The sequence below is a fragment of the Amphritea atlantica genome, from assembly GCF_018860855.1.
Taxonomy (GTDB): domain Bacteria; phylum Pseudomonadota; class Gammaproteobacteria; order Pseudomonadales; family Balneatricaceae; genus Amphritea; species Amphritea atlantica_A.
Genome location: NZ_JAHKQE010000025.1, coordinates 1 through 23382, shown reverse-complemented (window position 1 = coordinate 23382; position 23382 = coordinate 1). Strand labels below are relative to the sequence as shown.

23 protein-coding genes, 1 pseudogene and 1 riboswitch are annotated in these 23382 nt (G+C 47.9%); of the genes and pseudogenes, 12 read left to right on the top strand and 12 right to left on the bottom strand.

What is annotated here, in order from left to right:
• Nucleotides 1-5 precede the first annotated feature (5 nt).
• On the bottom strand, nt 6-959 hold the full coding sequence (locus KO512_RS11660; protein ID WP_215952530.1) for a calcium/sodium antiporter: 954 nt from the start codon (nt 957-959) through the stop codon (nt 6-8).
• A 267-nt stretch (nt 960-1226) separates the two neighbouring features.
• Here KO512_RS11660 and KO512_RS11655 point away from each other — a divergent pair, with 267 nt between their 5' ends.
• The 9 genes from KO512_RS11655 to hisD all read left to right on the top strand — a co-directional run bounded on the left by KO512_RS11655 (nt 1227) and on the right by hisD (nt 7969).
• Nucleotides 1227-2036, top strand: coding sequence for an ATP-binding cassette domain-containing protein (locus KO512_RS11655; protein ID WP_215952529.1), 810 nt, complete (start codon nt 1227-1229; stop codon nt 2034-2036).
• Entirely contained in the window at nt 2036-2827 is a 792-nt protein-coding gene (gene mlaE / locus KO512_RS11650; RefSeq protein WP_215952528.1) for a lipid asymmetry maintenance ABC transporter permease subunit MlaE, read from the top strand. Before KO512_RS11655 ends, mlaE begins: the two co-directional genes overlap by 1 nt.
• Before the next feature lie 3 nt (nt 2828-2830).
• Nucleotides 2831-3292 carry an outer membrane lipid asymmetry maintenance protein MlaD gene (gene mlaD, locus KO512_RS11645; RefSeq protein WP_215952527.1) on the top strand — a complete coding sequence of 154 codons (462 nt, stop codon included), beginning with the start codon at nt 2831-2833 and terminating at the stop codon, nt 3290-3292.
• A 41-nt stretch (nt 3293-3333) separates the two neighbouring features.
• Entirely contained in the window at nt 3334-3963 is a 630-nt protein-coding gene (locus KO512_RS11640; RefSeq protein ID WP_252734990.1) for an MlaC/ttg2D family ABC transporter substrate-binding protein, read from the top strand.
• Nucleotides 3963-4259 carry an STAS domain-containing protein gene (locus KO512_RS11635; protein WP_215952525.1) on the top strand — a complete coding sequence of 99 codons (297 nt, stop codon included), beginning with the start codon at nt 3963-3965 and terminating at the stop codon, nt 4257-4259. The genes KO512_RS11640 and KO512_RS11635 overlap by 1 nt, the downstream gene beginning before the upstream one ends.
• 121 nt (nt 4260-4380) lie before the next feature.
• Nucleotides 4381-4620, top strand: coding sequence for a BolA family protein (locus KO512_RS11630; protein WP_215952524.1), 240 nt, complete (start codon nt 4381-4383; stop codon nt 4618-4620).
• Nucleotides 4621-4642: 22 nt separating this feature from the next.
• The gene (murA, locus tag KO512_RS11625; protein WP_215952523.1) at nt 4643-5932 is read left to right on the top strand and encodes a UDP-N-acetylglucosamine 1-carboxyvinyltransferase; all 1290 of its coding nucleotides are present in this window, start codon (nt 4643-4645) and stop codon (nt 5930-5932) included.
• Between the two features lie 76 nt (nt 5933-6008).
• Nucleotides 6009-6659, top strand: coding sequence for an ATP phosphoribosyltransferase (gene hisG / locus KO512_RS11620; RefSeq protein WP_215952522.1), 651 nt, complete (start codon nt 6009-6011; stop codon nt 6657-6659).
• 2 nt (nt 6660-6661) lie between these two features.
• Nucleotides 6662-7969, top strand: coding sequence for a histidinol dehydrogenase (hisD, locus tag KO512_RS11615; protein WP_215952590.1), 1308 nt, complete (start codon nt 6662-6664; stop codon nt 7967-7969).
• Nucleotides 7970-8035: 66 nt separating this feature from the next.
• On the opposite strand, the gene KO512_RS11610 is transcribed toward hisD, so the two are convergent.
• Nucleotides 8036-9238 carry a S1C family serine protease gene (locus tag KO512_RS11610; protein WP_215952589.1) on the bottom strand — a complete coding sequence of 401 codons (1203 nt, stop codon included), beginning with the start codon at nt 9236-9238 and terminating at the stop codon, nt 8036-8038.
• 96 nt (nt 9239-9334) lie between these two features.
• Here KO512_RS11610 and KO512_RS11605 point away from each other — a divergent pair, with 96 nt between their 5' ends.
• Nucleotides 9335-10096 carry a Nif3-like dinuclear metal center hexameric protein gene (locus KO512_RS11605; protein ID WP_215952521.1) on the top strand — a complete coding sequence of 254 codons (762 nt, stop codon included), beginning with the start codon at nt 9335-9337 and terminating at the stop codon, nt 10094-10096.
• Nucleotides 10097-10269: 173 nt separating this feature from the next.
• On the opposite strand, the gene KO512_RS11600 is transcribed toward KO512_RS11605, so the two are convergent.
• The 4 genes from KO512_RS11600 to KO512_RS11585 all read right to left on the bottom strand — a co-directional run bounded on the left by KO512_RS11600 (nt 10270) and on the right by KO512_RS11585 (nt 13642).
• Nucleotides 10270-10860 (bottom strand): YhcB family protein, encoded by a 591-nt coding sequence (locus tag KO512_RS11600; RefSeq protein ID WP_215952520.1) that lies wholly within the window; start codon nt 10858-10860, stop codon nt 10270-10272.
• 90 nt (nt 10861-10950) lie between these two features.
• Nucleotides 10951-11679 (bottom strand): FadR/GntR family transcriptional regulator, encoded by a 729-nt coding sequence (locus KO512_RS20490; RefSeq protein ID WP_215952519.1) that lies wholly within the window; start codon nt 11677-11679, stop codon nt 10951-10953.
• Nucleotides 11680-12025: 346 nt separating this feature from the next.
• Nucleotides 12026-12979 carry a c-type cytochrome gene (locus tag KO512_RS11590; RefSeq protein WP_215952518.1) on the bottom strand — a complete coding sequence of 318 codons (954 nt, stop codon included), beginning with the start codon at nt 12977-12979 and terminating at the stop codon, nt 12026-12028.
• An 18-nt stretch (nt 12980-12997) separates the two neighbouring features.
• Nucleotides 12998-13642: a c-type cytochrome gene (locus tag KO512_RS11585; RefSeq protein ID WP_215952517.1), complete on the bottom strand. Its 645-nt coding sequence runs from the start codon at nt 13640-13642 to the stop codon at nt 12998-13000.
• Between the two features lie 379 nt (nt 13643-14021).
• Between KO512_RS11585 and acuI the strand changes: the two genes are divergently transcribed.
• Nucleotides 14022-15005: an acrylyl-CoA reductase (NADPH) gene (acuI, locus tag KO512_RS11580; protein ID WP_215952516.1), complete on the top strand. Its 984-nt coding sequence runs from the start codon at nt 14022-14024 to the stop codon at nt 15003-15005.
• Nucleotides 15006-15215: 210 nt separating this feature from the next.
• Here the strand turns inward: acuI and KO512_RS11575 are convergent, their stop codons facing one another.
• The gene (locus KO512_RS11575; RefSeq protein WP_215952515.1) at nt 15216-17072 is read right to left on the bottom strand and encodes a methyl-accepting chemotaxis protein; all 1857 of its coding nucleotides are present in this window, start codon (nt 17070-17072) and stop codon (nt 15216-15218) included.
• 275 nt (nt 17073-17347) lie between these two features.
• A complete protein-coding gene (locus KO512_RS11570) occupies nt 17348-18535 on the bottom strand; it encodes an NnrS family protein (protein WP_215952514.1) in 1188 nt (395 codons plus the stop codon).
• A 222-nt stretch (nt 18536-18757) separates the two neighbouring features.
• Between KO512_RS11570 and KO512_RS11565 the strand changes: the two genes are divergently transcribed.
• A complete protein-coding gene (locus KO512_RS11565; RefSeq protein ID WP_215952513.1) occupies nt 18758-19567 on the top strand; it encodes a cobalamin-binding protein in 810 nt (269 codons plus the stop codon).
• A 115-nt stretch (nt 19568-19682) separates the two neighbouring features.
• Here the strand turns inward: KO512_RS11565 and KO512_RS11560 are convergent, their stop codons facing one another.
• The 4 genes and pseudogenes from KO512_RS11560 to KO512_RS11545 all read right to left on the bottom strand — a co-directional run.
• The gene (locus tag KO512_RS11560; protein ID WP_215952512.1) at nt 19683-19955 is read right to left on the bottom strand and encodes a hypothetical protein; all 273 of its coding nucleotides are present in this window, start codon (nt 19953-19955) and stop codon (nt 19683-19685) included.
• A 69-nt stretch (nt 19956-20024) separates the two neighbouring features.
• Nucleotides 20025-20588 carry a cob(I)yrinic acid a,c-diamide adenosyltransferase gene (locus KO512_RS11555; RefSeq protein WP_215952511.1) on the bottom strand — a complete coding sequence of 188 codons (564 nt, stop codon included), beginning with the start codon at nt 20586-20588 and terminating at the stop codon, nt 20025-20027.
• Between the two features lie 69 nt (nt 20589-20657).
• On the bottom strand, nt 20658-22502 hold the full coding sequence (locus KO512_RS11550) for a TonB-dependent receptor domain-containing protein (protein ID WP_215952510.1): 1845 nt from the start codon (nt 22500-22502) through the stop codon (nt 20658-20660).
• Between the two features lie 36 nt (nt 22503-22538).
• A riboswitch (cobalamin riboswitch) is annotated at nt 22539-22764 on the bottom strand.
• 161 nt (nt 22765-22925) lie between these two features.
• A pseudogene (locus KO512_RS11545) lies at nt 22926-23382 on the bottom strand (polyphosphate kinase 2); the annotation flags it as partial.

The following is a 23382-nucleotide window of genomic DNA, read 5'->3' as shown; positions in this document are numbered from 1 at the left end:
AGGGATTAAACGCTCATATTGTATAGTAGTGCAAGATAACCTGCATAGGCTGCCAGTAGTATTCCACCTTCGACGCGCGAGATTTTTGGCGGGCGCTGATAGACGGCTAATGCGACGAGTAACAGCGTTAAGCCTAACATAGAGCCATAATCACGCCAGAGTACCGCTGGATCTAACTCAATTGGCGCAAGTAAGCCCGGTACGGCCATGACTGCTGCAATATTAAATATATTTGAGCCAACAATATTTCCCAGTGCAATATCGGTATGGCCTTTCAAGGCACTGGCCACCGAGGCGGCGAGTTCGGGCAGACTGGTACCGATAGCGACAATCGTTAGTCCGATGATGAGGTCGCTCACACCCAAGGTTGTGGCGATTTCGGTCGCTCCCCAGACAAGTAATCGAGAACTGCCCGCGAGCAGCAATAACCCAGCAATCAGCCAAAAGATAGCCCAGGGGGTAGAGAGTTCTGGTAACTCATCCTCTTCATCATTAATTTCGTCATCACTGGCGTTGCGCTGGAAACGGGTGAATAAGTACAGGCAGACGACCAGTGATAAGCACAGGATGATCGAATCGATATGGCCTAGATAGAGGTCGTAGAGTACGGCGCCCGCCAACAAGGTGATGGCTAATAATAGCGGAATCTCTTGTTTGAGAACCTTAGAGCGTACAGGTAGCGGGGCGATCAGGGCGGTCATCCCCAGTACTAGGCCAATGTTGGCAATGTTGGAGCCCAGTGCGTTGCCGACGGCAAGATCTCCGGCACCGGTAGTGGCGGCCATGATTGAAACCAAAATTTCGGGCGCGGAGGTGCCAAAAGAAACCACCGTCAGGCCGATTAACATTGGTGACATGCCCATGTTTTTGGCAGTTCCGGCGGCACCGATAACGAAACGGTCGGCACTCCAGACCAAAATAATGAAACCTAATAATAGTGCAATAATGGGGTATAGCATCGGGTTATTTGTTCAGCTGTGGTTAAAACGGAGGCCTATTTAATGAGTAATCGGATCTATGTGCAAGAGGTTGCTGCCCTTACGGTCGATTTTATTCACGTTTATAGGCAAGAGTGATACAATCGTCGCGCTTTTTTAATGGCTATATAGTGGTGTTCTGTACCGCATATTATCTGCTTATTTATAGTGGTTTCAGGAACTATCGGGTGCAATAAGCATCACATCGCTACTGAAACCCTTTATTGTCCTGATTGAGTCACCGTTACTATGGATTTTTTTGACGATATCATCATTGATATTAAACAACTTACCTTTAGCCGGGGTGATCGATATATCTTTAAAAATATGGATATACGCATTCCTCGCGGTAAAGTGACGGGCATTATGGGGCCTAGTGGTACCGGTAAAACGACTCTGCTGCGGGTGATCGGTGGGCAGTTGAAGCCTGATTCTGGTTCTGTTTTGCTTGATGGCGATGATATACCTCACTTGGGGCGTAAAGAGCTTTTCAATGTGCGTGAAAAGATGGGTATGTTATTTCAAAGCGGCGCACTCTTTACCGATATGAGTGTCTTTGAAAATGTCGCTTTCCCGCTGCGTGTACATACTAAACTGCCCGAAGACATGATTCGCGATATTGTTTTGATGAAGCTGCAAGCGGTTGGTTTACGCGGTGCATCTGAGTTGATGCCCAGCGAGTTGTCTGGCGGCATGGGACGTCGTGTGGCGTTGGCCAGAGCTATCTCGTTGGATCCAGCATTAGTGATGTATGACGAGCCTTTTACCGGGCAGGATCCTATCGCCATGGGAGTGCTGGTTAATTTGATTAAAATGCTCAATCAAGCGCTAGGGCACAGCAGTATTATTGTGTCCCATGACATCAAGGAAACCCTTAGCATTGCGGATTACATCTATATCATTGCAGATGCTGGGGTGATTGCCCATGGAACACCCGCGCAGTTAGAACAGAATGATTCTGCGCAAGTACAACAATTTATGAAAGGTTTGCCGGATGGTCCCGTACCGTTTCATTTTCCGGCCAATAATTATGAAACAGACTTGATGGAGGGGCGCTGATGCAATCGGTTACTGCTAATCTTGCGTTGCTGGGTCGGTCTGTACTGGATCGAGTCGCGGCTATTGGCCGAGCGGGAATGGTGTTGATGCAGGCAGTTATTGCTCGCCCAGACCCACTGACTTCGTTTCCATTGTTAGTTCGTCAACTCTATTCAGTGGGCGTGCTATCAATGGTAATTATCATTGTATCGGGTCTGTTTATTGGTATGGTGCTGGCGTTGCAGGGTTATACCATTCTGGTGGATTATGGCACGGAACAAGCGGTTGGGCAGATGGTCGCGCTAAGTCTTGTGCGGGAGCTGGCGCCGGTAGTGACGGCCCTTTTGTTTGCCGGTCGGGCGGGCTCTGCATTAACCGCAGAGATCGGTTTGATGAAGACCACTGAACAGTTATCCAGTATGGAGATGATTGGTGTTGATCCATTACGACGGATTATCGCGCCTCGCTTCTGGGCTGGTCTTATCTGTTTACCTATTCTGACCATGATTTTTAGTGCTGTCGGTATTTGGGGTGGCATGTTGGTGGGGGTCGATTGGTTAGGCATATATGAAGGCTCTTTCTGGGCTAACATGCAGAACTCGGTCGACTTTTTTGATGATGTGCTAAATGGACTCATTAAATCCTTAGTATTCGGCGTGGTTGTAACCTGGGTTGCCGTGTTTCAGGGGTATGATTCAGTACCCACTTCTGAAGGCATTAGTCAGGCGACAACCAAAACAGTTGTGTATTCATCTTTGGCTGTTCTAGGGCTTGATTTTATTTTGACAGCTTTGATGTTTGGAGATTTGTAAGACATGCGTAATCGTGGAATTGAGCTGGGTGTAGGGGTCTTTATGTTGGTCGGCATGTTATCGCTGGCTATGCTGGCGATCAGTGTCAGCGGCCTGACGCTAGCGAAACAGGAGGGTTCATATAAAATCTATGCCCGTTTCGAAAATGCCGGTGGGTTGACTGCACGTTCAAAAGTGACCATGTCAGGTGTCGCCATTGGTAAAGTTACTAATATTAGTATCGATCGCCAAAAATTGATGGCGCTAGTCGAGATGGAGATCAATGCAGATGTGGATTATCTGACATCAGATAGTTCTGCCTCCATACTTACCGCGGGTCTATTAGGCGAAAAGTATGTCGGTATCACAACCGGCGCGGCGGATGATGAAATATTGAAAGAGGGTGATTTTATTGAAGACACCCAGTCTTCGTTGGTGTTAGAAGAGTTGATTGGCAAGTTCCTGTTCAATCAAGCATCTGAGTAACCTACGCTAGATATTGCTACATAAATATGGGAAGGGTGAATATGAAATATATTAATCGGTGGTTAGTGTTGCTAACGATACTGTTTGCGTCTGTGTCAGCCCAGGCATCGTGGGAGGAGGCGCGAGATACGATTGAGCAGGCTTCTTCGCAGATGATGGCCGTGTTGGAAAAGCCATCACTAAAAGCACCAGAGAAGAGTGAAGAGTTGATCGCTGATATTGAAGCGATTCTCAACCCCGTGGTTGATTTTAGTTATGTATCTAAGCGGGTAATGGGTAAATATTATAATCGTGTTGATGAGAAGCAACAGTCACTGTTTTCGACGGTATTTAAAGACACAATGGTGCGTACCTTTGCGAAATCATTGACGGGCTTTGATATTGTTAGATATGAGGTTGCAGAGGAGGGGCATCCAAGCCCTGCCGCAGATAAGCAGGTCGTCAGTGTGTATGTCTATTCTGCCGATGGCAAACAATACACATTAGTGTATTACATGCTGAAGCAAGATGATGGTTGGAAGCTGGTGAATGTATTGGTCGACGGCATTAATCTGCGGCTGAACTTTAAGAATCAATTCGCGGATATGGCGTCGCGTACCAATGGCAATGTGAAACAAGTGATTGCTGACTGGAAAGATGCCATTGCTAGCAACGGTAGTAAGGAGAGTTGATGGCTTCTCAAGTTGAGATGACCGCTGATGGGATACTGCTGAAAGGTGATCTGTTGTTTAGTACGATCATCTCAGTACGAGAGGCGCTTGAAAAAGCATTCGACCAAACTGAGCAGGCCGTGGTCATCGATTTTTCTGGTGTGCGGCGAGTGGATAGTTCTGCGGTATCTTTATGGCTCTGTCTTGAACGGAAAAGTAGAGCACTTAAACGGCCACTTAAGGCGCTTAATATTCCTGCTGAATTGAGTGCGATTGTTCGTTTAGTTGGTCTAGATAATACCAGCCTTAAGCCATAAAGCGGCTGCTTAGAGCCTGCTGGTCACCGATGGCTGTTTCGTTACAGTCATCGCCTTTTGTTGCGCTTTCCGCTATCATTGCCAACCTATTATTTTCCCCCAATACTCATTGGTATTATGCATGCAAATCGAAGATGTAAAACGTATTCTGGAAGAAAAACTAGAAGGCTGTGAAGTCTTTCCTGAAGGTGAAGGTTGTAACTTTCAAGTCACTGTTGTCGGGGATATCTTTGAAGGTCTGCGGCCGGTCAAAAAACAGCAGATGGTTTATGGTTGTCTTTCCGACCAGATTGCTGACGGTAGTATTCATGCTCTGACCATTAAGACCTTTACCCGAGCCCAGTGGGCAGAACAGAACTGAAGCGCATAGAGACCCTATTTTCATGGATAAACTGCTCATTACCGGTGGAAACCGGCTGGAAGGTGAAGTACGCATTTCCGGAGCTAAGAACTCCGCTTTGCCTATTCTGGCCGCCACACTGTTAGCGGACGAACCGGTTACTGTCAGTAATCTGCCTCATCTGCACGATATTACCACCATGCTTGAGCTACTCCGGCAGATGGGTGTTGATCTGACCGTCGATGAAAAGCTCAATGTTGAAATCGATGCTAGGACATTAACCTCGACGATCGCGCCCTATGACCTGGTGAAAACCATGCGCGCTTCGATTTTGGTTCTAGGACCACTGCTGGCACATTTTGGCCATGCTGAGGTGTCACTACCGGGTGGTTGCGCTATCGGTAGTCGGCCAGTGGATCTTCACCTTAAAGGTCTTGAGGCTCTTGGGGCCGAGATCACCGTTGAGGAAGGTTTTATTCGAGCGACCTGTGATGGCCGCTTGAAAGGCGGACGGGTATTTTTTGATATTGTGACCGTGACCGGTACCGAGAATATCCTGATGGCTGCTGCACTGGCAGAAGGACAGTCTATTATTGAAAATGCCGCGCGAGAGCCCGAGATTGTTGATCTGGCTGAATTTCTGATCGCCATGGGTGCTGATATTACCGGTCATGGAACGGATACCATTGTTGTCAATGGTGTCGCTTCGTTAAAGAGCTGTACCTATTCAGTGATTGCGGATCGGATTGAAACAGGGACTTATCTCGTCGCTGCCGCAGCAACCCGCGGTAAAGTTAAAGTTAAAAGCACTCGGCCAGATATTCTTGATGTTGTGTTGCAAAAGCTTATTGAAGCGGGCGCAGAGATTGAATGTGGTTCGGATTGGATCAGTCTGGATATGAAAGGTAAGCGGCCTAAAGCGGTCAATGTAACCACCGCGCCTTACCCTGCGTTCCCAACCGATATGCAAGCTCAGTTTGCTGCGCTAAATGTTATAGCTGAAGGCGTGGGTATCATTAAGGAAACCGTGTTCGAAAACCGCTTTATGCATATGCAAGAGATGCAACGCATGGGGGCTAAGATCACTATCGATGGTAATACGGCGATTACCGAAGGACGTGAAGTGCTAACCGGTGCGCCGGTGATGGCGACGGATCTTCGAGCCTCTGCTAGTCTGGTAATTGCTGCCATGGTGGCAACAGGTGATACCATCATCGACCGTATCTATCATATAGACCGTGGATATGAGTGCATCGAAGAAAAGCTTCAATTATTGGGCGCTAAGATTAAACGGGTTCCGGGTGGCAGAAGCGTGACTCAGAGCGACAGTTAATAGCGACAGAAAATGAGCATTTACAGCATAGCCTGTGTGCCTGTACTGAATTTTAAGTGGTAACAAAATAGCAAATATGAAACAGAACCTGACCATTGCGCTATCTAAAGGGCGTATTCTTAAAGATACGCTGCCTCTCTTAGAAGCGGCGAATATCATCCCAGCTGAAGATATTTTCAGTAGCCGTAAGCTGATTTTCGATACCAACCATGACAATATCAAACTGGTTGTTATTCGGGCGACGGATGTTCCTACCTATGTGGAAAATGGTGGTGCTGATATGGGCGTTGCGGGTAAAGATGTGCTGTTGGAATATGGCTCTAAAGATCTTTATGAACCTCTTGATCTAGATATTGCTAAATGTCGGCTGATGGTGGCAGGCATGAAGGATGCTGGCGAAGTTGAAGGGCGAATGAAAGTTGCCACCAAATTTGTCAATATCACCAAAGAGTATTTTGCCCGTCAGGGTCGGCAGGTTGATATTATCAAACTGTACGGCGCGATGGAGCTGGCACCGATCATGGGCTTAGCTGATCGCATTGTTGATATTGTCGATACCGGTAATACGTTACGGGCTAATGGTTTGGTGCCGATGGATGATATCTGCTATATCAGCTCTCGCTTGGTGGTAGGCAAGGCTGCGTTGAAAATGAAACATCGGCAGATCCAGCCTATTATTGAACAATTAGCCGCGGCAGTAGAAGCGCGTAAAGATAGGTCGAAATAATGATGGCCAACCCAGTGGTATTAAGATTAGACAGTCAACAGGCTGATTTCAGCGAGCAGTTGGATAAATTGTTGGCTTGGGAGTCGGTTTCTAATAAAGATGTTAACCGGACTGTTGAAGATATTCTTGAGCGTGTAAAAGCCGAAGGCGATAGTGCGGTTGTTGAATACACTAACCGTTTTGACCGTCTCAGTGTTAGCACCATGGCCGAACTTGAGTTTACTCAGGATGATTTGAATCAAGCATTGGCAGCCTTGCCTGCCGATCAGAATCACGCGCTTCGCGTGGCTGCTCAGCGGGTACGTGACTATCATGAACGCCAGAAAGGTGAGTCATGGGAATATCAGGAAGCTGATGGCACATTGCTCGGTCAGAAAATCACGCCGATGGATAAGGCGGGCTTGTATGTCCCCGGTGGTAAAGCATCTTACCCATCATCGGTGTTGATGAATGCGATTCCGGCCCATGTTGCCGGTGTTGAAGAACTGATTATGGTAGTGCCAACGCCGGATGGTGAAGTGAACCAACTGGTATTGGCGGCAGCGGCATTGGCCGGTGTTAGTCGCGCCTTTGCTATAGGTGGTGCGCAAGCGATTGCGGCGCTGGCCTATGGTACTGAGACGATTCCTAAAGTGGATAAGATCGTCGGTCCGGGCAATATATTTGTGGCTACGGCAAAACGTGCAGTTTATGGCACCGTAGGGATCGATATGATCGCGGGACCGTCTGAAATCTTAGTGATTTGCGATGGCGGTACCGATCCTGATTGGATCGCGATGGATCTGTTCTCACAGGCTGAGCACGATGAAGATGCGCAGCCTATTCTGATCAGCCCAGATGCTAATTTCCTTGATAAAGTGAGTGCCAGTATCGAGAAGCTGCTACCAACGATGGAGCGCAAAGCGATTATCGGCCGTTCTCTAGCTGATCGTGCAGCGTTGATCAAAGTGGCTGATCTCGAAGAAGCCGCTAAGGTAAACAATCGGATCGCACCTGAACACCTAGAGTTATCTGTTGCAGACCCTAAGGCGCTGTTACCTTTGATTAAGCATGCGGGTGCGATCTTCATGGGGCGTTACACCGCTGAGGCGCTGGGCGACTACTGTGCTGGGCCTAACCATGTACTTCCAACCTCAGGTACCGCGCGTTTTTCATCACCCCTAGGTGTATATGATTTCCAGAAACGTTCATCGCTGATAATGTTCTCAGAAGATGGGGCATCGGAGATGGGTAAGGTCGCTTCGGTATTAGCCCGAGGTGAAAGCCTGACGGCACATGCGCGTTCGGCGGAATATCGCATTAAAGATTGATTGATGGTTTGCCGAAAGCTGTGATAAAAAAAAGCCCCTCGGGGCTTTTTTTTTTGTCACTGATCATTACGGGCTGGTCTTTTCTTTATTCGTTTCTTCAATGGCGGGCGTTTCTGCAGGAATTTCAGTTATAGGGTTTTCAACTGCAGGGCGTTGAGTGACGGTGATGTTGAGTTCTTTTACTTCACCGTTACGCCATATTTTTACCGGGAGAACGGTGCCTGGAGGCATTCGCGCAACACTGTACATCGAGTTATAGCTGTTGATTATTTTGTTGCCACCAATTTCTAGCAGAATATCCCCGGGTAATAGTCCAGCTTTGTGTGCGGGTCCATCACGGTAAATACCCGCAATAATCAACCCCTTAGTATCTTTTAAGCCGAACGACTCTGCGAGGCCTGGGGTAATCTCTTGGGCTTCGACACCCACCCATCCACGAATGACTCGGCCATGATCTATAAGGTCCTGCATGACCTGTCTGGCTTGATCTGATGGGATAGCAAAGCCAATCCCTTGAGAGCCTCCAGAGCGGGTGAAAATTGCCGTATTAATACCGATCAGGTTGCCTTCGGCATTAATCAGCGCACCGCCAGAGTTACCTGGGTTGATCGCCGCATCGGTCTGAATAAAATCTTCATAAGTGTTAAGTCCTAATTGATTGCGACCGGTGGCACTGATGATACCCATCGTGACAGTTTGGCCGACACCAAAGGGATTGCCGATTGCCAACGCAACATCGCCGACGCGTAGATTAGCGGATGAGCTAACCGTAATGCTCGGTAGATCGGGGAGATTGATTTTGAGTACCGCTAGATCAGTATCAGGGTCATTGCCTACCACGGTAGCGGTTGCCTCGCGACCGTCCTTTAACGCCACCACAATACTGTCGGCACCCGAAATAACATGGTTATTGGTAGCAATGTAACCCTCTGAACTAAGGATTACGCCGGAACCTAAGCTAGACTGAATGCGCTCTTTGTGACCGGTTTTAGTATCATAATACTTACGGATATTTGGATCACTATAGATCTGTTTATTGCTGCTGGGTACTACCGTGCGTGTGTAAATGTTTACGACGCTAGAAGCCGCATGTTCCACCGCATCGGCGTATGAGAAGGGGCCGCGAACTTCCGCTGAGGGTGCCTCAGCTTGACGGATCTGTACGGTACTGGTTTGAGGGGCAAACATATCAGGTAGATAGATAAGTAACGCCACGGCGGCGAGAATCCCTGACAGAATGGGCCAAACCAGAAAAGCGAAACGTTGAATCAATTAGAGCGGCCTTTATAAACAGTGATAAAGTTATTCAGTTAAGTGAGAATTATACGGATAATAACGGGTTTTTGGGAATATAAAGAAAAGATTATGGTGGTATTACTGAAACAGTTGGTTAATTATTGTGATTCTTTGTTAAGTCCTGAGAAATATAAGGACTACTGTCCCAATGGATTGCAGATTGAAGGCCGTGCAGAGGTGCGTCGCATTGTCTCTGGTGTCACCGCGAGTCAGGCATTGCTTGATAGAGCTGTTGCTTTGGAAGCGGATCTGATTTTGGTTCACCATGGCTACTTTTGGAAAGGTGAGCCTGAGGTGATAACCGGTATGAAAAAGCGCCGCCTACAGACATTGTTAAGTCATGATATCAGTCTGTTGGCATACCACCTTCCTTTGGATGGACACCCTGAACTCGGCAATAATGCCTGTCTCGCGAGACAATTAGGGTTGCAGGTGAGTGGTGGGTTAGAGCCGGATAACCCATTAAGTATTGGGCTGACAGGGCGTTTGAGTTCTCCTGTGACGGCTGCTGAATTTAGTCAGCAGATAGCCACGGCGCTAGGGCGTGAGGTATTACATATCGATGGTGGTCCAGAATTGATTGAAACGGTTGGTTGGTGTACCGGAGCTGCACAGGGGTATATCGAAAAAGCGGCAGCACTGGGGTTAGATGCCTTTATCTCTGGCGAAATTTCCGAACCCACTGTACACAGCGCTAGAGAACTGGGAATTCATTATTTTGCTGCGGGCCACCATGCTACTGAGCGTTATGGTGTGCAAGCGTTGGGAGAGCGGCTGGCAGAAGAGTTTGATATTGAACATCAGTTTGTTGATATTCATAACCCTGTGTAACAGGGCTGAAGGTAAGCTTCGTTGAGCCAAGTAACTATAAAGTTAAGCATCTAAAGTTAAGTATCTAAAGGGCTTACAGCGTTAGAGATATATTAGAGGTGAAAAAAAACCGGCGATAACCGGTTTTTAGTCTGTTGAACCTTCAGTGAACAGAGAGTGAGCGTCAGTTTGTATCAGGCTAACGGTTTGGTCTCTTTGTTACTTGCGCCAGTATGGGGAATCTGATCTTTCAAGATGGGAGGGATAACATCTTCCAGTTCATCTTCCTCACTGTCTGATCTCTTTTTTAGGCCGTACTTATCCGATAGCATCCCTTCTTCATCGGGCTTTTTAGGTGCATAGTCACGGGGCGGTTCGACGACTTCAGGCTCATCTACTACCGGCTCTGTTACGGTTGCCGCGGGTTCGATATCGGCTTTAGTTTCAACGGCTTCGGCCAGCGGCTGTTCCTCAATTTGTGGCTTGCCATCACTGCTCAGTTTATCTGGCGAATGCACACCCATGCAGAGCGTTTCTGAACCCTGAGCAAGATGTTGATGCACCTGCTTATAGCTTTCAGTCAGATTGTTGACCAGTTCTGCGGTTTTCTCGAAGTGACCGTTAACTTTCTCTTTATAATCACTCAGGTCGCGTTGCGCCTCATTGAGCTGACTAGTCAGTTTCTTCTGACTGGAAGTGTCGCCGGAACGCCCCATCAGGTAGCCAATGAGTGCTCCTGCTAACAGGGTGACAATACCAATAATCCAGACGCTATTCTCTTCCACATTAACTCCTTAAATGCACTGATTCATAGCTGAAGAATACCGCAATTACCGGATAAATCCTATGCTATTTTTGCCTGGTTATGACCTCTGTTAGGTTGGCTTTTGTGCTTTCCATTGTTGCGCCTGACTGGATTTCTCTGTCAGGTAGGCCACTTGTTCTGCTAACACGGCACAGGCTTGGTCGGCATCATGTTGGCTGAGAGCCTGTAAAATGCGCTGATGTTGATCGATAATGACGGACCGCTCGCGAAAACGAAAGGTGACCATATTACTGATCGGTTGTAACGCCTCGATCACACTGAACATAATAAAACTTAGCAGCGGGTTACCCGAAGCCTCGGCTATTTGGCGGTGGAAACGGACATCCGAAGCGCAAAACTGTTCAGGTGTGAGGGCATCATTTTGTTGTTCTGCCAGTTCTCGCTCCAGCGCGTCGAGTTGGGCTGCGTTGATACGGATGGCTGCGAGCTGTAAGCAGTTTGTTTCTAGGAGTAAGCGGGTCTGGTTGATATCGTCCATGGAAAAGGCATCCATGCCAACCAATAAGGTGGTGGCGCTGGTTAAGGCATCACTGAGATCGGTAGTCGATGGACGATTGATAAAGGTGCCGCCGGTAGGGCCGCGACGGGATCGAACCAAATTCTGGGCGGCTAAACGTTTTAATGCTTCACGAATCGTCGGACGAGAGACTTTATAGCGTAGCGCTAGCTCGCCTTCTGTAGGTAAGCGATCATCGGCTTTTAAAGAGCCATCCATAATAGCTTGGCGGATCTGCTGTGCAATCTGGCTGGATAAGCTGGGGGTGATGTCTAAACTCACAGAATCTCTCCTACTGTTGGTGCCAGAATCAGATGTGAACGACCAATGGGTTTTAAAATCGGTTCAGATTGGTCGTGAGGGAGAATTCAGTAATGTGTAGAATTTCTCCTTAAAAGCCGAGTTAGGCTGTTAAACCAAAAAGTAAGCTTGAATAATCAATCAGTTATTTTTGATGATCAATTATTTTATCGCATAACGAAGCGGTGAAACAAGCGCGGGGCTGAACCTAGGCTAATACGCCAAGGTTGAATCACTTTTGACACTGAGATGGATTAAGAGAAATTACGGGAGGACGCTGAGGTGAGCGAGCAAAGGTGACTGGTTTGTCACCTTTGCCGTGTGATGGTTATTTTACTCCTTGTCCTATGCGTTGCTGATCAACCTCTTTATTGTAAAAACACTGATGTTGATGGAAGGTCTCTGCCGTTTGCTCAAGATTACCCTCATAACGTGGGTCTTGTGGGCGTTCATGGCTATTCATAAAGGCGGCGACATCCCAAGCTTGCTGGTCTGTTAAACTATTGGGTTTGCCAAGTGGCATATTCGCTTTGATAAAGCCCGCTGCGGTATTAACACGGTGCATACCGGCACCCCAGTTAAAAGAATCTTTACCCCATAATGGCGGAAAAGCATAACGACCATCGACCTGAGTTCCCGCACCGTTTTCGCCATGACAGATGGCGCAATTATCTTGGTAGACGACTTCACCGCGGCTAACGCTGGGATCCTCTGCTGGCGTATCAAGCTTAGGATAGCCGCGCCCAGGCAGCGCTTGGCCAACGGGAGCACCGGTTGATAGCCAGTAATGGTAAGTTACCAGTGCCGTGAGTTCTTTGCTGCCAAAAGGTGGTGGAGTGCCGTTCATACTGTAGGTAAAGCAGCCTTGGATACGTTCATCGATGGTATTGACGTGATCATTTTTCTTGCGATACGCAGGATACATTGGAAATGCACCCCAAAGCGGTGCTGAATTGGCCTGCCGGCCCTTATTCAAGTGACAGTTAACGCAATTTAATTCGTTGCCAACATACTGACCACGCAATTGCTGTGTATTGGTAAATAACGACAGACCATAACGTACTGCATCACCGAAGGCATTATTGGGTATATCGGCCTCGTTCGGCGGGGTAAAGCTCGCAGGACCTTTTGGCGCTGCCGGTAATTCAACTTGATAGTCTTTCTCTTCGGCAAAGGCCGGATTGAATAGCAGTGAACTGAGTAATACTGCACCTAAGAAACGGGTTGCTAGCCGTCCATTGTGACCTTGTGGTGGTCTACTGTTTGTCTTCGTGAGCCACATAAAACCCCCCCAGCGTTATTAGTTGTTAGTTGCAGTTAAATTAGCCAAGTAGGCGCTAACCGCTTTTATCTCAGTCTCGCTGAGGCGTTGCGCTATGCCTACCATTAGTTGGTTTGGATCGTTGCTTCGCTGTCCAGAACGCCAACTATTAAGCTGTTGCTCTATATAACTGGCGTGCTGGCCAGCCAGGGCCGGAAAGTACATGCCAACACCCTTAGCTTGGGCGCCATGACAGGAAAAGCAGGCAGGCACATCATTCGCCCAATTGCCATTTTGGGCAAGTTGTTGACCGGCTTTTAAGAGCGAATCGTCAGCGGTCGTGGGCTTCATGGTTGGCGTTGACTGCTGGGCAAAATAAGTAGAAACGGCATTCATCTCGTCAGTTGAAAGTGCTGTCGCGATGGGTGTCATTATTGGGTTGTGACGTTGCGCGGTGGTGAAGTCCTGTAACTGCTTTTGCATATAGGCGGGGTCTAACCCTGCTAAGTTTGGAAATCCTGCTTGAGCTTGGCCCGCACCATTAGCTCCGTGGCAGATAGAACATGCCATTGCGCCGCTGCTATTGCCTTGCATTACAATGGTTTTCCCTAGCTCGCTAGCAAGGGTTATAGGGGAGAATGCCACTAATATCATTAACACAATGCTTTTGTTTTGTATCAACATCCGTTTGCTCTCCAGTTATTGCGTTATCCTCATTTAATTATAGTCTAAGTTTAACGGTTGCACGGGCGGTGCTGCTTTTTAAATAGATGTTTTCGATTGGTCGTTATGGGGCTGTTCATTTATTAAGACAAGCGAATATTCATTCCCTTAATAGGTTAGATTGTAATACTAAGGTCTTATTTGTATGACAAATAGAAATGGTATAAATTTTGTCCTCTGTTGATTTGTCAGATAAATCGCGATTCAAATTACCTATTGTGCTATCTGATATGTAAGGCATCGAGAGCGGTAAATACCTGTTCATCGAACTGAAAGCCAACGAGCGAGTGTTCTGTCGAGTCAACAACGAATCGAAAAACCGTTTAAAGTGAGGTGTACTATGTTTAATGCTCTGGTATTGGAACAGGAAGAGGGGAAAACGCTCTCATCGGTCAAAACATTGGAATTGAGTGATCTGCCGGATGAAGAGGTGCTGGTGGAGGTTAGCTATTCCTCACTTAACTATAAAGACGGTTTGGCGGTAACGGGCACGGGCAAAATTGTGCATAAGTTCCCAATGGTACCGGGAATTGATCTTGCTGGCGTGGTTAAAGAATCTCGTAGCCCTGACTATCAGCCCGGTGATCAGGTGATTATGACCGGCTGGAGTGTGGGTGAGCGATATTGGGGCGGTTATAGCCAGTATGCTCGAATAAAGCCTGAATGGTTGGTTAAAATGCCTGAGGGGATGGATGCCGCTAAGGCGATGTCGATCGGTACCGCAGGGCTGACGGCGATGCTCTGTGTGATGGCACTAGAAGAGAGCGGTATTACTCCGGATCGGGGAACTGTGGTCGTCACGGGTGCTGCGGGTGGTGTGGGTAGTGTTGCGGTCGCTATTCTGAGTCAGTTGGGCTATACCGTTGCGGCAGTTACGGGGCGTGAGTCGACCCATGAATACCTGCGCGGTTTAGGTGCCAGCGAGTTACTGTCACGGACGGAAATGGCAGAGCCTGCTCGCCCTCTAGAAAAACAGCGTTGGGCGGGTGGTATTGATACGGTAGGTGACACCATGTTGGCCCGAGTACTGGCTGAAACTGATTATCGCGGTACGGTTGCCGCCTGTGGTTTGGCTGGTGGCTATAAGCTGCCGACCACGGTGATGCCTTTTATTTTGCGGAATGTGCGTTTGCAGGGGGTCGATTCGGTGATGTGCCCTGTGGATATCCGTACAACCGCTTGGAACCGATTGCTCACGGATCTGCCGGATAATGCGCTGGGTGAGATCGCCAATGTGATCGGCTTGTCTGACGTGCCTCAGGCAGCGGCGGATATTGTTGCGGGTAAAATTCAGGGACGTACCTTAGTTGATCCGAATAAATAAAAGCGCTATCTAAGTTGGGTTAGGTCCTTTTGACGACCTGACCTTTCGGTGGAAAATCGATATCTATGCCGCACTTGGCATAACCAAAGGAGACCTTGCTGTCTCCTTTTTCGTTTTACTTGCCTGTTTACACTGGCTGTTTTTCAGGGTGCTTCTCCGGTTGCCTTATGATCCTATCGGATACTGACGTTACTTCAAAAGGTCGCTATATTATTGCTGCTTCAGCGGTTTAGGTTCCAGATTAAATTTGTGGCAGTGGGCTTCATAACGTTTTTCCAGCTCAGGCTCACCTAAGAGATTGCCGGGTTCGTCACGGTAGGAACCGCTGCCATCAACGGCTGCGCCTTGCCATGTCTGTTCAATCGCTGTGCGCTCGCTTTGCTGCTTAAACCAATGGATGAAACGGTTGGCTTGGGCTAATAAGCGATAGCTTGAGGCGCTACTATTAACAACCATGGTGTAGAAAAAAGGCCGAGGAGCTAAATTGCCGGGTATGATCTCAATTTTATCGAACCAAGGGCTGGCAGGATTTTTACACGCCCAGTAATAAATTGGCAGATCAATCCCAAAGGCATCAACGATGCCATCGGCCAGACAGTGGTGAATGCGAGATTGGTCGGAGTATGCGATCAGGTTATTGAGGGTAATATTACCACCTGACTTTTTCTCGTTACTACTCCAGCGAATGCCAAGGTCTTTTAAGATCATTAAGGCTGCAGGGTCGTTGATCACGCCGACAACTTTATCCTGTAGATCGTGGATTGAATTGATTCTCTTGTCCCCTTTGCGGCGGGCTAGCACCCAAGGCAGATAGGTATAAGCATCGGAGTAGGCAACATTGTCATATTCGGCCGAAGGCGGTAATGCGCTGATGACGATATCGGCGGGTGGTTGGCCAAATTTCTTGCCTGACGTTAGCAATTCTGTGCACATATCCCAAGGGGCTTCGATAAATTCACACTCAACGCCAAGATAGCGGGCAAATGCTAACGCGTAATCGACATCGAGGCCCTTGAGTGGCTCACCCAGTTTTTCGCGGAATGACAAACCGACAAAGTTAGGTTCAATGGCAACGCGCAATTTACCACGACGCAGTACATCGTCTAGTTGATCGTGTCCAGCATCGGCGACCAGATGTAGTTTATTCAGTGTGTGATTGATTGCTTGGGAGGCTAAATGGATATCTGCACTATGTATATCAACTTTATCTAACCCCTGAGACATCTCTTCGACAACATGATTAATCAGCTGGTTTTTGTTGCTGATTCGTTGCATTGAACCATTGCTCATCTCGAGGGTTTCAAAGATGACGGCGGTATTCTCCATGACGGCGCTCAGTTGTGTGGCGATGGAGTTAAATAGTTCGGTTAATTGCTCTGTGGCTGATTGAGTAACACTGACGAAATTATCGAGTTTTTTGGTATTGGCTAAGCTGATATTACTTAGCTCAGCGTTAACTTGGGAGAAGTCGAGTTGCTTGGCGGCTTGATGTGCTTGCTCTGTGGTGACGTTAGCGAGGCGTCTGACTTCATCGGCCACAACGGCAAATCCTCGGCCATGTTCACCCGCCCGGGCGGCCTCGATAGACGCGTTGAGTGCTAACAGATTAACCCCTTTACCTATTTTAAGAATACCGTTAAGTACCTCGCTCACATTGCTGGATTTATCCGCAAGGGAGCGGCTGATCTCATCCAATGATTGGTTAATCGAGCTGTTTACCTCCTGTACTTCTGTTTCGATCTGCTGCTGCAGTGAGCTAACGGTGGCGTTAGAGCTGTTTAAATAGTCGTTAGCAACGTTTAACTCGGTATCTAATTTTGCGGCACGTTGATTAATCTCTGAAAGAAAGTTTTCCTGAGCCTCTAACGCTCTGAAAACTTGACGAGAGAGCTGTGCTGTTTGGCTGCTAATTAGCTGCAATGCACGATAGAAGCGTTTTTCATCGTCAGAGAAGTATGGAACATCGATAGTCTGAGTTGGGGGATCGATAATAGGCGCATGGAGATCCGAAGCGGTACTGTTTGATGTGCCAAAGAGTTTATTCAATAGTGTCATTGCTAATTCCATCAGGAGTACCTAATAAGCACTATCTACAAGCAATTCTTGTTCCATATGAATATAAAATTCATATTAGGAATAATTCTTATCTATTACCGTGGTTTTATACTGTGACTGAGTGGTTCTGGCGCTATTGAAGAGTATGCCGTCGTGATAAGTCATCGAAGATACGATGTTGTAAGTGATCTTGCACCATCTTTGAGCCCGCTGGCACATAAACGTGCAGCGGGCGGCGGAGTTAGTTTTTTCGTTGAATGCTGATTATGAGGCTGGTTATATGGTGTTTAGCCAAACTGACCATCGAGCCTTGGTTTCAATAGTATCGAGGTATAAGGAATCAGGAAGAGCAGCCAAGATAGCACCCACAGACCGCCAGAGATATGCACACCCATCATATGCAACTCTGGAATCATGGGCATAAAGACCCGCATAACACCGGCGATAATCATCAAGATAAAAGCGACGACCGTTATCTTCGCCAGCTTTAGTGGCCGGGCAGTATGTCCGAGTGACACGCGGGCCATCATGCCAATCGTCATCGAGCCGATGGCACCGGCGGCAAATGCGTGGATTGCTAGATAAGGGGATAGTGAGATGAATCCCGTGAGCGCATCTAATGCAAATCCTAAGGGTATAAACAGATAAGCTAGGTGCAGAACCCAGATCAATGGGTTACGTATCATGCGTAACTTGAACCAACCAATCAGTCGTACTAGATGTAGGGCTGCGTTAAGGGCCGCTAAAATAGATGTAACCAGGATAAGTTGAAAGGCATCGGCCAGTAGCCAAGCCGCGGCTAAGGGGATAACCGCATGCTCAAGCCAAGCATAGCGTTTCGCTTCAAATGCGAGGGCGCGCTCGGTAAAGAAAGGAATAACCCGTCCACCTAGTACCACGATAACCATGATGATCAGGCCAAGTTCTAATTGTAAGCCACTCGCTAGGGTCGTTTCGGTGATGCCGAGTAATTGCAGATGGATCAACAGGTTAGCAATGGTCATGGCCAACAGAATCACGGTAAAGACAAGGTTGCGATAATTACCTGAGCGGATAATGGGGATGCCAATCGATAATGCGACCATGGGTAAAAACAACAGATCGGTCAGTGCGATCAACAGATCCGGTAGCGGTGTGACAAATTCCGATATGATGGGCAGTAAGCGGCCGGCGAGCCAGAGCAAAAATAACCCCGCGAGTTTCGCGCCGAAAGGTGTTTGTATTGAGGTCCAGTTGCGAACGGCGGTTAATAAAAAGCCGGCGATCACGGCCACGGCATAACCAAAGAGCATTTCGTGCCCATGCCATATCTGACTGAGCAGATAGTAGCCGTAGGTCGTTTGACCTTTTCCCAATAGCATCAGCCAGTGGATCATTAGCAGCATGCTGGAGAGTGCTGCGAATAAAAAGAAGGGGCGAAAGCCTAGGTTGAACAGCGCCAACCCGTTACCCTGACGTGGTTCTTGAATTTGCATAAAATTTACACCCTGACGAGCTGTTCAAAGAACAGAATCATAAAATATTGTTAAATTTCAATGGCTGCGATGATATTTTTCACCGTCGGCTAAGGTAGAATCGAGGTCCTGTTTGACTCACTCTACTTCCGGCGATTCGCTATGCGGCTAAAGTTACCCGTTTTTATCTTATTTGTATGCAGCCAGTGTTTATTCACTTTGATAGCGCAAGCGGGCATTAGTGTGACAGATAATCATGGTCGGGTGATTGATATTGCTCAACCGGCTAAACGAGTTATCGCGTTAGCTCCGCATATCACCGAAAACTTATTTGCCATAGGCGCAGGTGATAATGTTGTTGGGGTTGTGAGTCACAGTGACTATCCGGCTCAGGCGTTGGACATCCCCATCGTGGGGGATGCGCAAGGGTTTAATTTAGAAGCGATCATTGCTTTGCAGCCGGATCTGGTGGTGGCTTGGGCGGGAGGGAATCCGTTTTTGCCGCTGCGGCGGTTAGAGCGGCTAGGTATTCCGGTGTATTACTCAGATCCTAAAGTGTTTAGTGATATTGCCCATAACCTGCGAGCGCTTGGGCGATTGCTACAACGACCAGAGGCGGAACCGCTGGCTACCGAGTTTGAACGGCGCTTACAACAATTGCAGCACAGCTATGCCTCGCGGACAAAGATACGGGTTTTCTATCAACTCTGGCATCAGCCACTGATGACGCTGAATAAGAGCCAGATGATCAGTCAGGCTATCGATCTGTGTGGCGGTGAAAACCTGTTTGCCGATCATCGAGAAGCGGTTCCCCATCTGGGCATTGAATCGGTCCTGCAAACCGATCCACAGGTCATCTTAACCGGTGAAAATGTACCCGACGGCTGGGAGCAGCAATGGTTAGCTTGGCCTGAATTAGCGGCGAGTCGTTACCAGCAGTTTTATCGCTTGAATGAGGATCTGTTATACCGGCCAACGATGCGTTTATTGGACGGTACCCAACAGATGTGTGATGCCATTCAACAAGCACGGATGATCGTTGATCAGCCATAGCCAATTGCCAACGGTTGTTGAATAGATTCCTTACATCGCGCTCTTTAGTCAGGCTTATTGGTAGCGCTTATTAATACAGCACTGTCATAGAGCTTCGTCGTTTTAGGTTGGCGGTTTACTCGGTTAACCCTTTAAAGAACGATTTAGTGTCTTTGGCCGCTTCTTTGGTGGCATCCCACGCAGTTTCTGCACCGGCTTGAGTGCTGCAAGCTGCTCGTTCGGCGACACACTTAGATTTACAGCCGGCAATAGCGGCATCATCGGTCATATGTTTAACTTCGCACTTTGTTTCACACCAAGCTTGATCATCGGCGCAGTCCGCTTGTGCCAGCGGGGCTAACATTATGGCTGAAAGGGCAAGGGTCAGTGGGGCGATTGAACGCAACATATAGGTCTCTCTCAACAGTTGTCAGGTTTCATTTAGGTTTAGTCTATAACAGATAAGCGTCTACGGCTGTTATTTCACGGGTTTGCGTGGCTGCCATAAAACCTCTTCTCCGCCATGCTGGCGGGCTAGTAGACGAGCGGCGACGAATAGCAAGTCAGAAAGCCGGTTCAGATATTTCGCGCTTATCTGATTGACCGTTTCCTGCTGTGCCAGTTCCACCATACGTCTTTCGGCCCGTCGGCATACGCTACGTGCTTGATGACACAGTGCGGCTGCGCGGTTGCCGCCGGGGAGGATAAACTCCTTTAGCGGTGGCAGAGTGCTGTTCATCGCATCGATCTGTTGTTCCATCTCGGTGATCACCGCATCATTGATCACGGTGTAATCCGGATCGGCAACGGCTAGCTCGCCACCGAGGTCAAACAGATCATTTTGGCACTGTAACAAACGTTTCCTTAACGGTTCCTGAGCGGGTAGTTCGGTAATCAATACGCCCAATAGACAGTTTAGCTCGTCGGTATCGCCGAGGGTTTCGATGCGAGGGTGGCACTTATCCACTTTATGGCCATTGGCCAGTGACGTAGTGCCCTTGTCACCGGTACGTGTGTAGATTTTAGTCAGACGGTTTGCCATGTTAACTCCCAATAAAAAGGCCGGGTTTAATAGCCCGGCCTCTTGTGTTCAGCGATAAATGTTCAGTTATTAGAAACTGTAACGGGCTGACGCGGTTACTAAGCGATCTTGAGTATAATACCCAGGATTAGTTTGATATACCTTGTCAAATAGGTTTTCAACTCGAGCGCCTAACTGCCATTCGGGGGTGATTTGATAGGTTGTGAATAGATCAGCAACGGCAAAACCAGGTAGGGTGCCATTATATACATCCCGTTTACCTTCCCAGATGATAGCGCTGCCAGCAGCCCATTGATTAGCCGCATAATTAATTTGCCACTTGACCGTATCTTGTGGCCGATTAAGTAGTCTATCGCCTGTCTTTCTATTTCTCGCATCTACGTACTGATATGACAGTATGTGATTCCAGTTGCCGTAGCTAATCTGATAGCTTGCATCGGCGCCTTCGATCTTAGCTTTATCGACATTCATCATCGTAGAGTCGTAAGTAACAGGGTCTGTGCTATAGGTGATCAGGTTAGTAATATTGGTTTTATAGAAACTGATTTCCCAGATAGTAGGGCCGTTATTTGAAAAGGTTAGTTCAGTCGTTTCAGACTCTTCAGGTTGTAAATCAGCATTTCCCTGATAAGTTCCCCAAGGGCCATAACTTACAAATGGGGCGTATAGGTCATCAAAGGTCGGGGCTTTATAGCCTGTGCCATAGCTTAGCGCTACTTTCATCGGTTCAAACTGGTAAGCATAACCGAGGCTATAGGTTGAGTTATCGCCAAATTGATCATCGTCGGTATAACGACCGCTGGCCTCAGCTTGATAGCGCTCGCCTTGATGTAATAAACCGACGAAAGCGGCTTTCGTTTCACGACTGGTGACGCTGTAATCGACTGTGCTGTCGCTAAGGTCATCATCAAGGTAATCGATACCGGCGGTGATGGTGTTGTTATCAATAAAGAAGCTATTCAGCCAGTTTAGCTGAACACGCTCGGTTACATAGCGTGTGCCATCTTGACGACTGATACCGTTACCATAAGTAAGACTGTCATTTCTCAGGAATGCCGTTGTGAGAGAACTTTCAAAGCTCTCCTCCGCGTAACTAATTTTTCCTGAGTAGAGTTCGTTTTCAAAATCGGATTCATTGCCGCCATAAGACGTGTCGAACTCTGTGTTGCCTTGCCACTTAAAGGCTTGCAGAGTCAGGTCAAATTGATCATTTAATTGCTGATTTAATGTGATATTGGCGGATAGGTTACGATAACCATCGTTATCTGTCTCGGTGTCATCTAGAACATCAAAACCATCATCGCGATCGCTGGATAGTGATACCAATATATTACCCGTATCACTGTATTGTTTCGCGATGTTTGCGTCTATCTTTTGAGTCCCCTGACCGCCAACGGTGACGGCAACAGATCCGCTGGTTTCGCCGGCAGCTTGTTTGGTAAAGATCTGGATGATACCGCCAATGGCATCAGAACCATAAAGCGCAGAGCGTGGTCCTCGAACAAACTCAATTCTATCGATCTGATCGATTGGAATGAGTTCTAGCTGAGTGCCTGTGGTTGATGGATTACCGATGCGAAGACCGTTTAGAAGGATCAACGTATGATCGGACTCTGTGCCTCGGGTAAACAGAGATGCTGCCTGTCCACGGCCGCCACTACTGGTGAAGTTAACGCCGGGCAGAAGGTTGATGGCTGCTTTGACTGAGGTTACCTGTGAGCGGCGAAGATCTTCCTCGGTAATGACTGATACAGAAGCAATGGTTTCTGTGATCGGTTGCTCAACCCGGTTGGCAGACACCACAATAGTTTCCAGTGTCTGGGGATCTGAGGAGTTGTTTTCCTGTGCTACAGTGGCAGCAGAAATCAGTGAAGTACCCAGCAGTACGGCCTGATAAAGGGGGAGTCTGTTCATTGTATTTCCTGTTTAGCGCACCCACCGTGCACTTAAATAGTGGACTGACTACTGGCCGGTCTCCGGGCTTGTAACCTGATCGGTGATGAGCCGATCATCGAACAACAACTGACACCTTCCCATTACAGTGGCTATATCAGTTTTGCAGTTACTTACCGTTGCGGGGGCAGCGCTGGACTTGCTCTATTGAGGAGCGCACCAAACTTCCCGATTAACCCTAGCTGTAGAATCAGCATTGGGCACCAGTAGAACGAGGCGCTACTCTATGTTGCAGTTGCGCTCTGGTCAAATGAAAATCAATCAGGTATTGGTGAATTCGGGTCATTTGGTTGAACTTTTGGCGATTTATCTTGTCTCGGGGCGTCAGCCGACCCTGTGATTATTTTATGGGTCGGCTGGGTTTAGCTCAGGTTTGATGGTTTTTTAATCAATCTCTGGGATATGTTTATGACTAAACTGGGGCGTGCGATCCATCGCATCCGCGACGATGTTGCTGTCGGGTTTGAGGTCTTTTTTATCTTTATTGTCTTTATAGGGTAGGGCGTTAAGGACAATCTTCATGACGCTTAAGCGGGCCCGTTTTTTATCATCAGACATGATGGTGGTCCAAGGGGCGTATTCCGTATGGGTATAGTGATACATTGCCTCTTTGGCTTTGGTGTAATCAGCCCAGCGCTCAACGGAGGCGATATCCATCGGGCTGAGTTTCCACTGCTTCAAAGGGTCTTCTCGGCGTTCTTCAAAACGACGAAACTGTTCCCGTTGGTTCACTGAAAACCAAAATTTAAATAGCCATACGCCACTTTCAACCAACATCTGTTCTAGCATCGGAGTGTGTTTGAGAAATAACTTATATTCCTCTTCTGTACAGAACTCCATG

Excerpts from the sequence above, each read along its gene's own strand:
- KO512_RS11660 (WP_215952530.1), bottom strand. The coding sequence starts at position 959 with ATGCTATACCCCATTATTGCACTATTATTAGGTTTCATTATTTTGGTC.
- KO512_RS11655 (WP_215952529.1), top strand. The coding sequence starts at position 1,227 with ATGGATTTTTTTGACGATATCATCATTGATATTAAACAACTTACCTTT.
- mlaE (WP_215952528.1), top strand. The coding sequence starts at position 2,036 with ATGCAATCGGTTACTGCTAATCTTGCGTTGCTGGGTCGGTCTGTACTG.
- mlaD (WP_215952527.1), top strand. The coding sequence starts at position 2,831 with ATGCGTAATCGTGGAATTGAGCTGGGTGTAGGGGTCTTTATGTTGGTC.
- KO512_RS11640 (WP_252734990.1), top strand. The coding sequence starts at position 3,334 with ATGAAATATATTAATCGGTGGTTAGTGTTGCTAACGATACTGTTTGCG.
- KO512_RS11635 (WP_215952525.1), top strand. The coding sequence starts at position 3,963 with ATGGCTTCTCAAGTTGAGATGACCGCTGATGGGATACTGCTGAAAGGT.
- KO512_RS11630 (WP_215952524.1), top strand. The coding sequence starts at position 4,381 with ATGCAAATCGAAGATGTAAAACGTATTCTGGAAGAAAAACTAGAAGGC.
- murA (WP_215952523.1), top strand. The coding sequence starts at position 4,643 with ATGGATAAACTGCTCATTACCGGTGGAAACCGGCTGGAAGGTGAAGTA.
- hisG (WP_215952522.1), top strand. The coding sequence starts at position 6,009 with ATGAAACAGAACCTGACCATTGCGCTATCTAAAGGGCGTATTCTTAAA.
- hisD (WP_215952590.1), top strand. The coding sequence starts at position 6,662 with ATGGCCAACCCAGTGGTATTAAGATTAGACAGTCAACAGGCTGATTTC.
- KO512_RS11605 (WP_215952521.1), top strand. The coding sequence starts at position 9,335 with ATGGTGGTATTACTGAAACAGTTGGTTAATTATTGTGATTCTTTGTTA.
- KO512_RS11590 (WP_215952518.1), bottom strand. The coding sequence starts at position 12,979 with ATGTGGCTCACGAAGACAAACAGTAGACCACCACAAGGTCACAATGGA.
- KO512_RS11585 (WP_215952517.1), bottom strand. The coding sequence starts at position 13,642 with ATGTTGATACAAAACAAAAGCATTGTGTTAATGATATTAGTGGCATTC.
- acuI (WP_215952516.1), top strand. The coding sequence starts at position 14,022 with ATGTTTAATGCTCTGGTATTGGAACAGGAAGAGGGGAAAACGCTCTCA.
- KO512_RS11575 (WP_215952515.1), bottom strand. The coding sequence starts at position 17,072 with ATGGAATTAGCAATGACACTATTGAATAAACTCTTTGGCACATCAAAC.
- KO512_RS11570 (WP_215952514.1), bottom strand. The coding sequence starts at position 18,535 with ATGCAAATTCAAGAACCACGTCAGGGTAACGGGTTGGCGCTGTTCAAC.
- KO512_RS11560 (WP_215952512.1), bottom strand. The coding sequence starts at position 19,955 with ATGTTGCGTTCAATCGCCCCACTGACCCTTGCCCTTTCAGCCATAATG.
- KO512_RS11555 (WP_215952511.1), bottom strand. The coding sequence starts at position 20,588 with ATGGCAAACCGTCTGACTAAAATCTACACACGTACCGGTGACAAGGGC.
- KO512_RS11550 (WP_215952510.1), bottom strand. The coding sequence starts at position 22,502 with ATGAACAGACTCCCCCTTTATCAGGCCGTACTGCTGGGTACTTCACTG.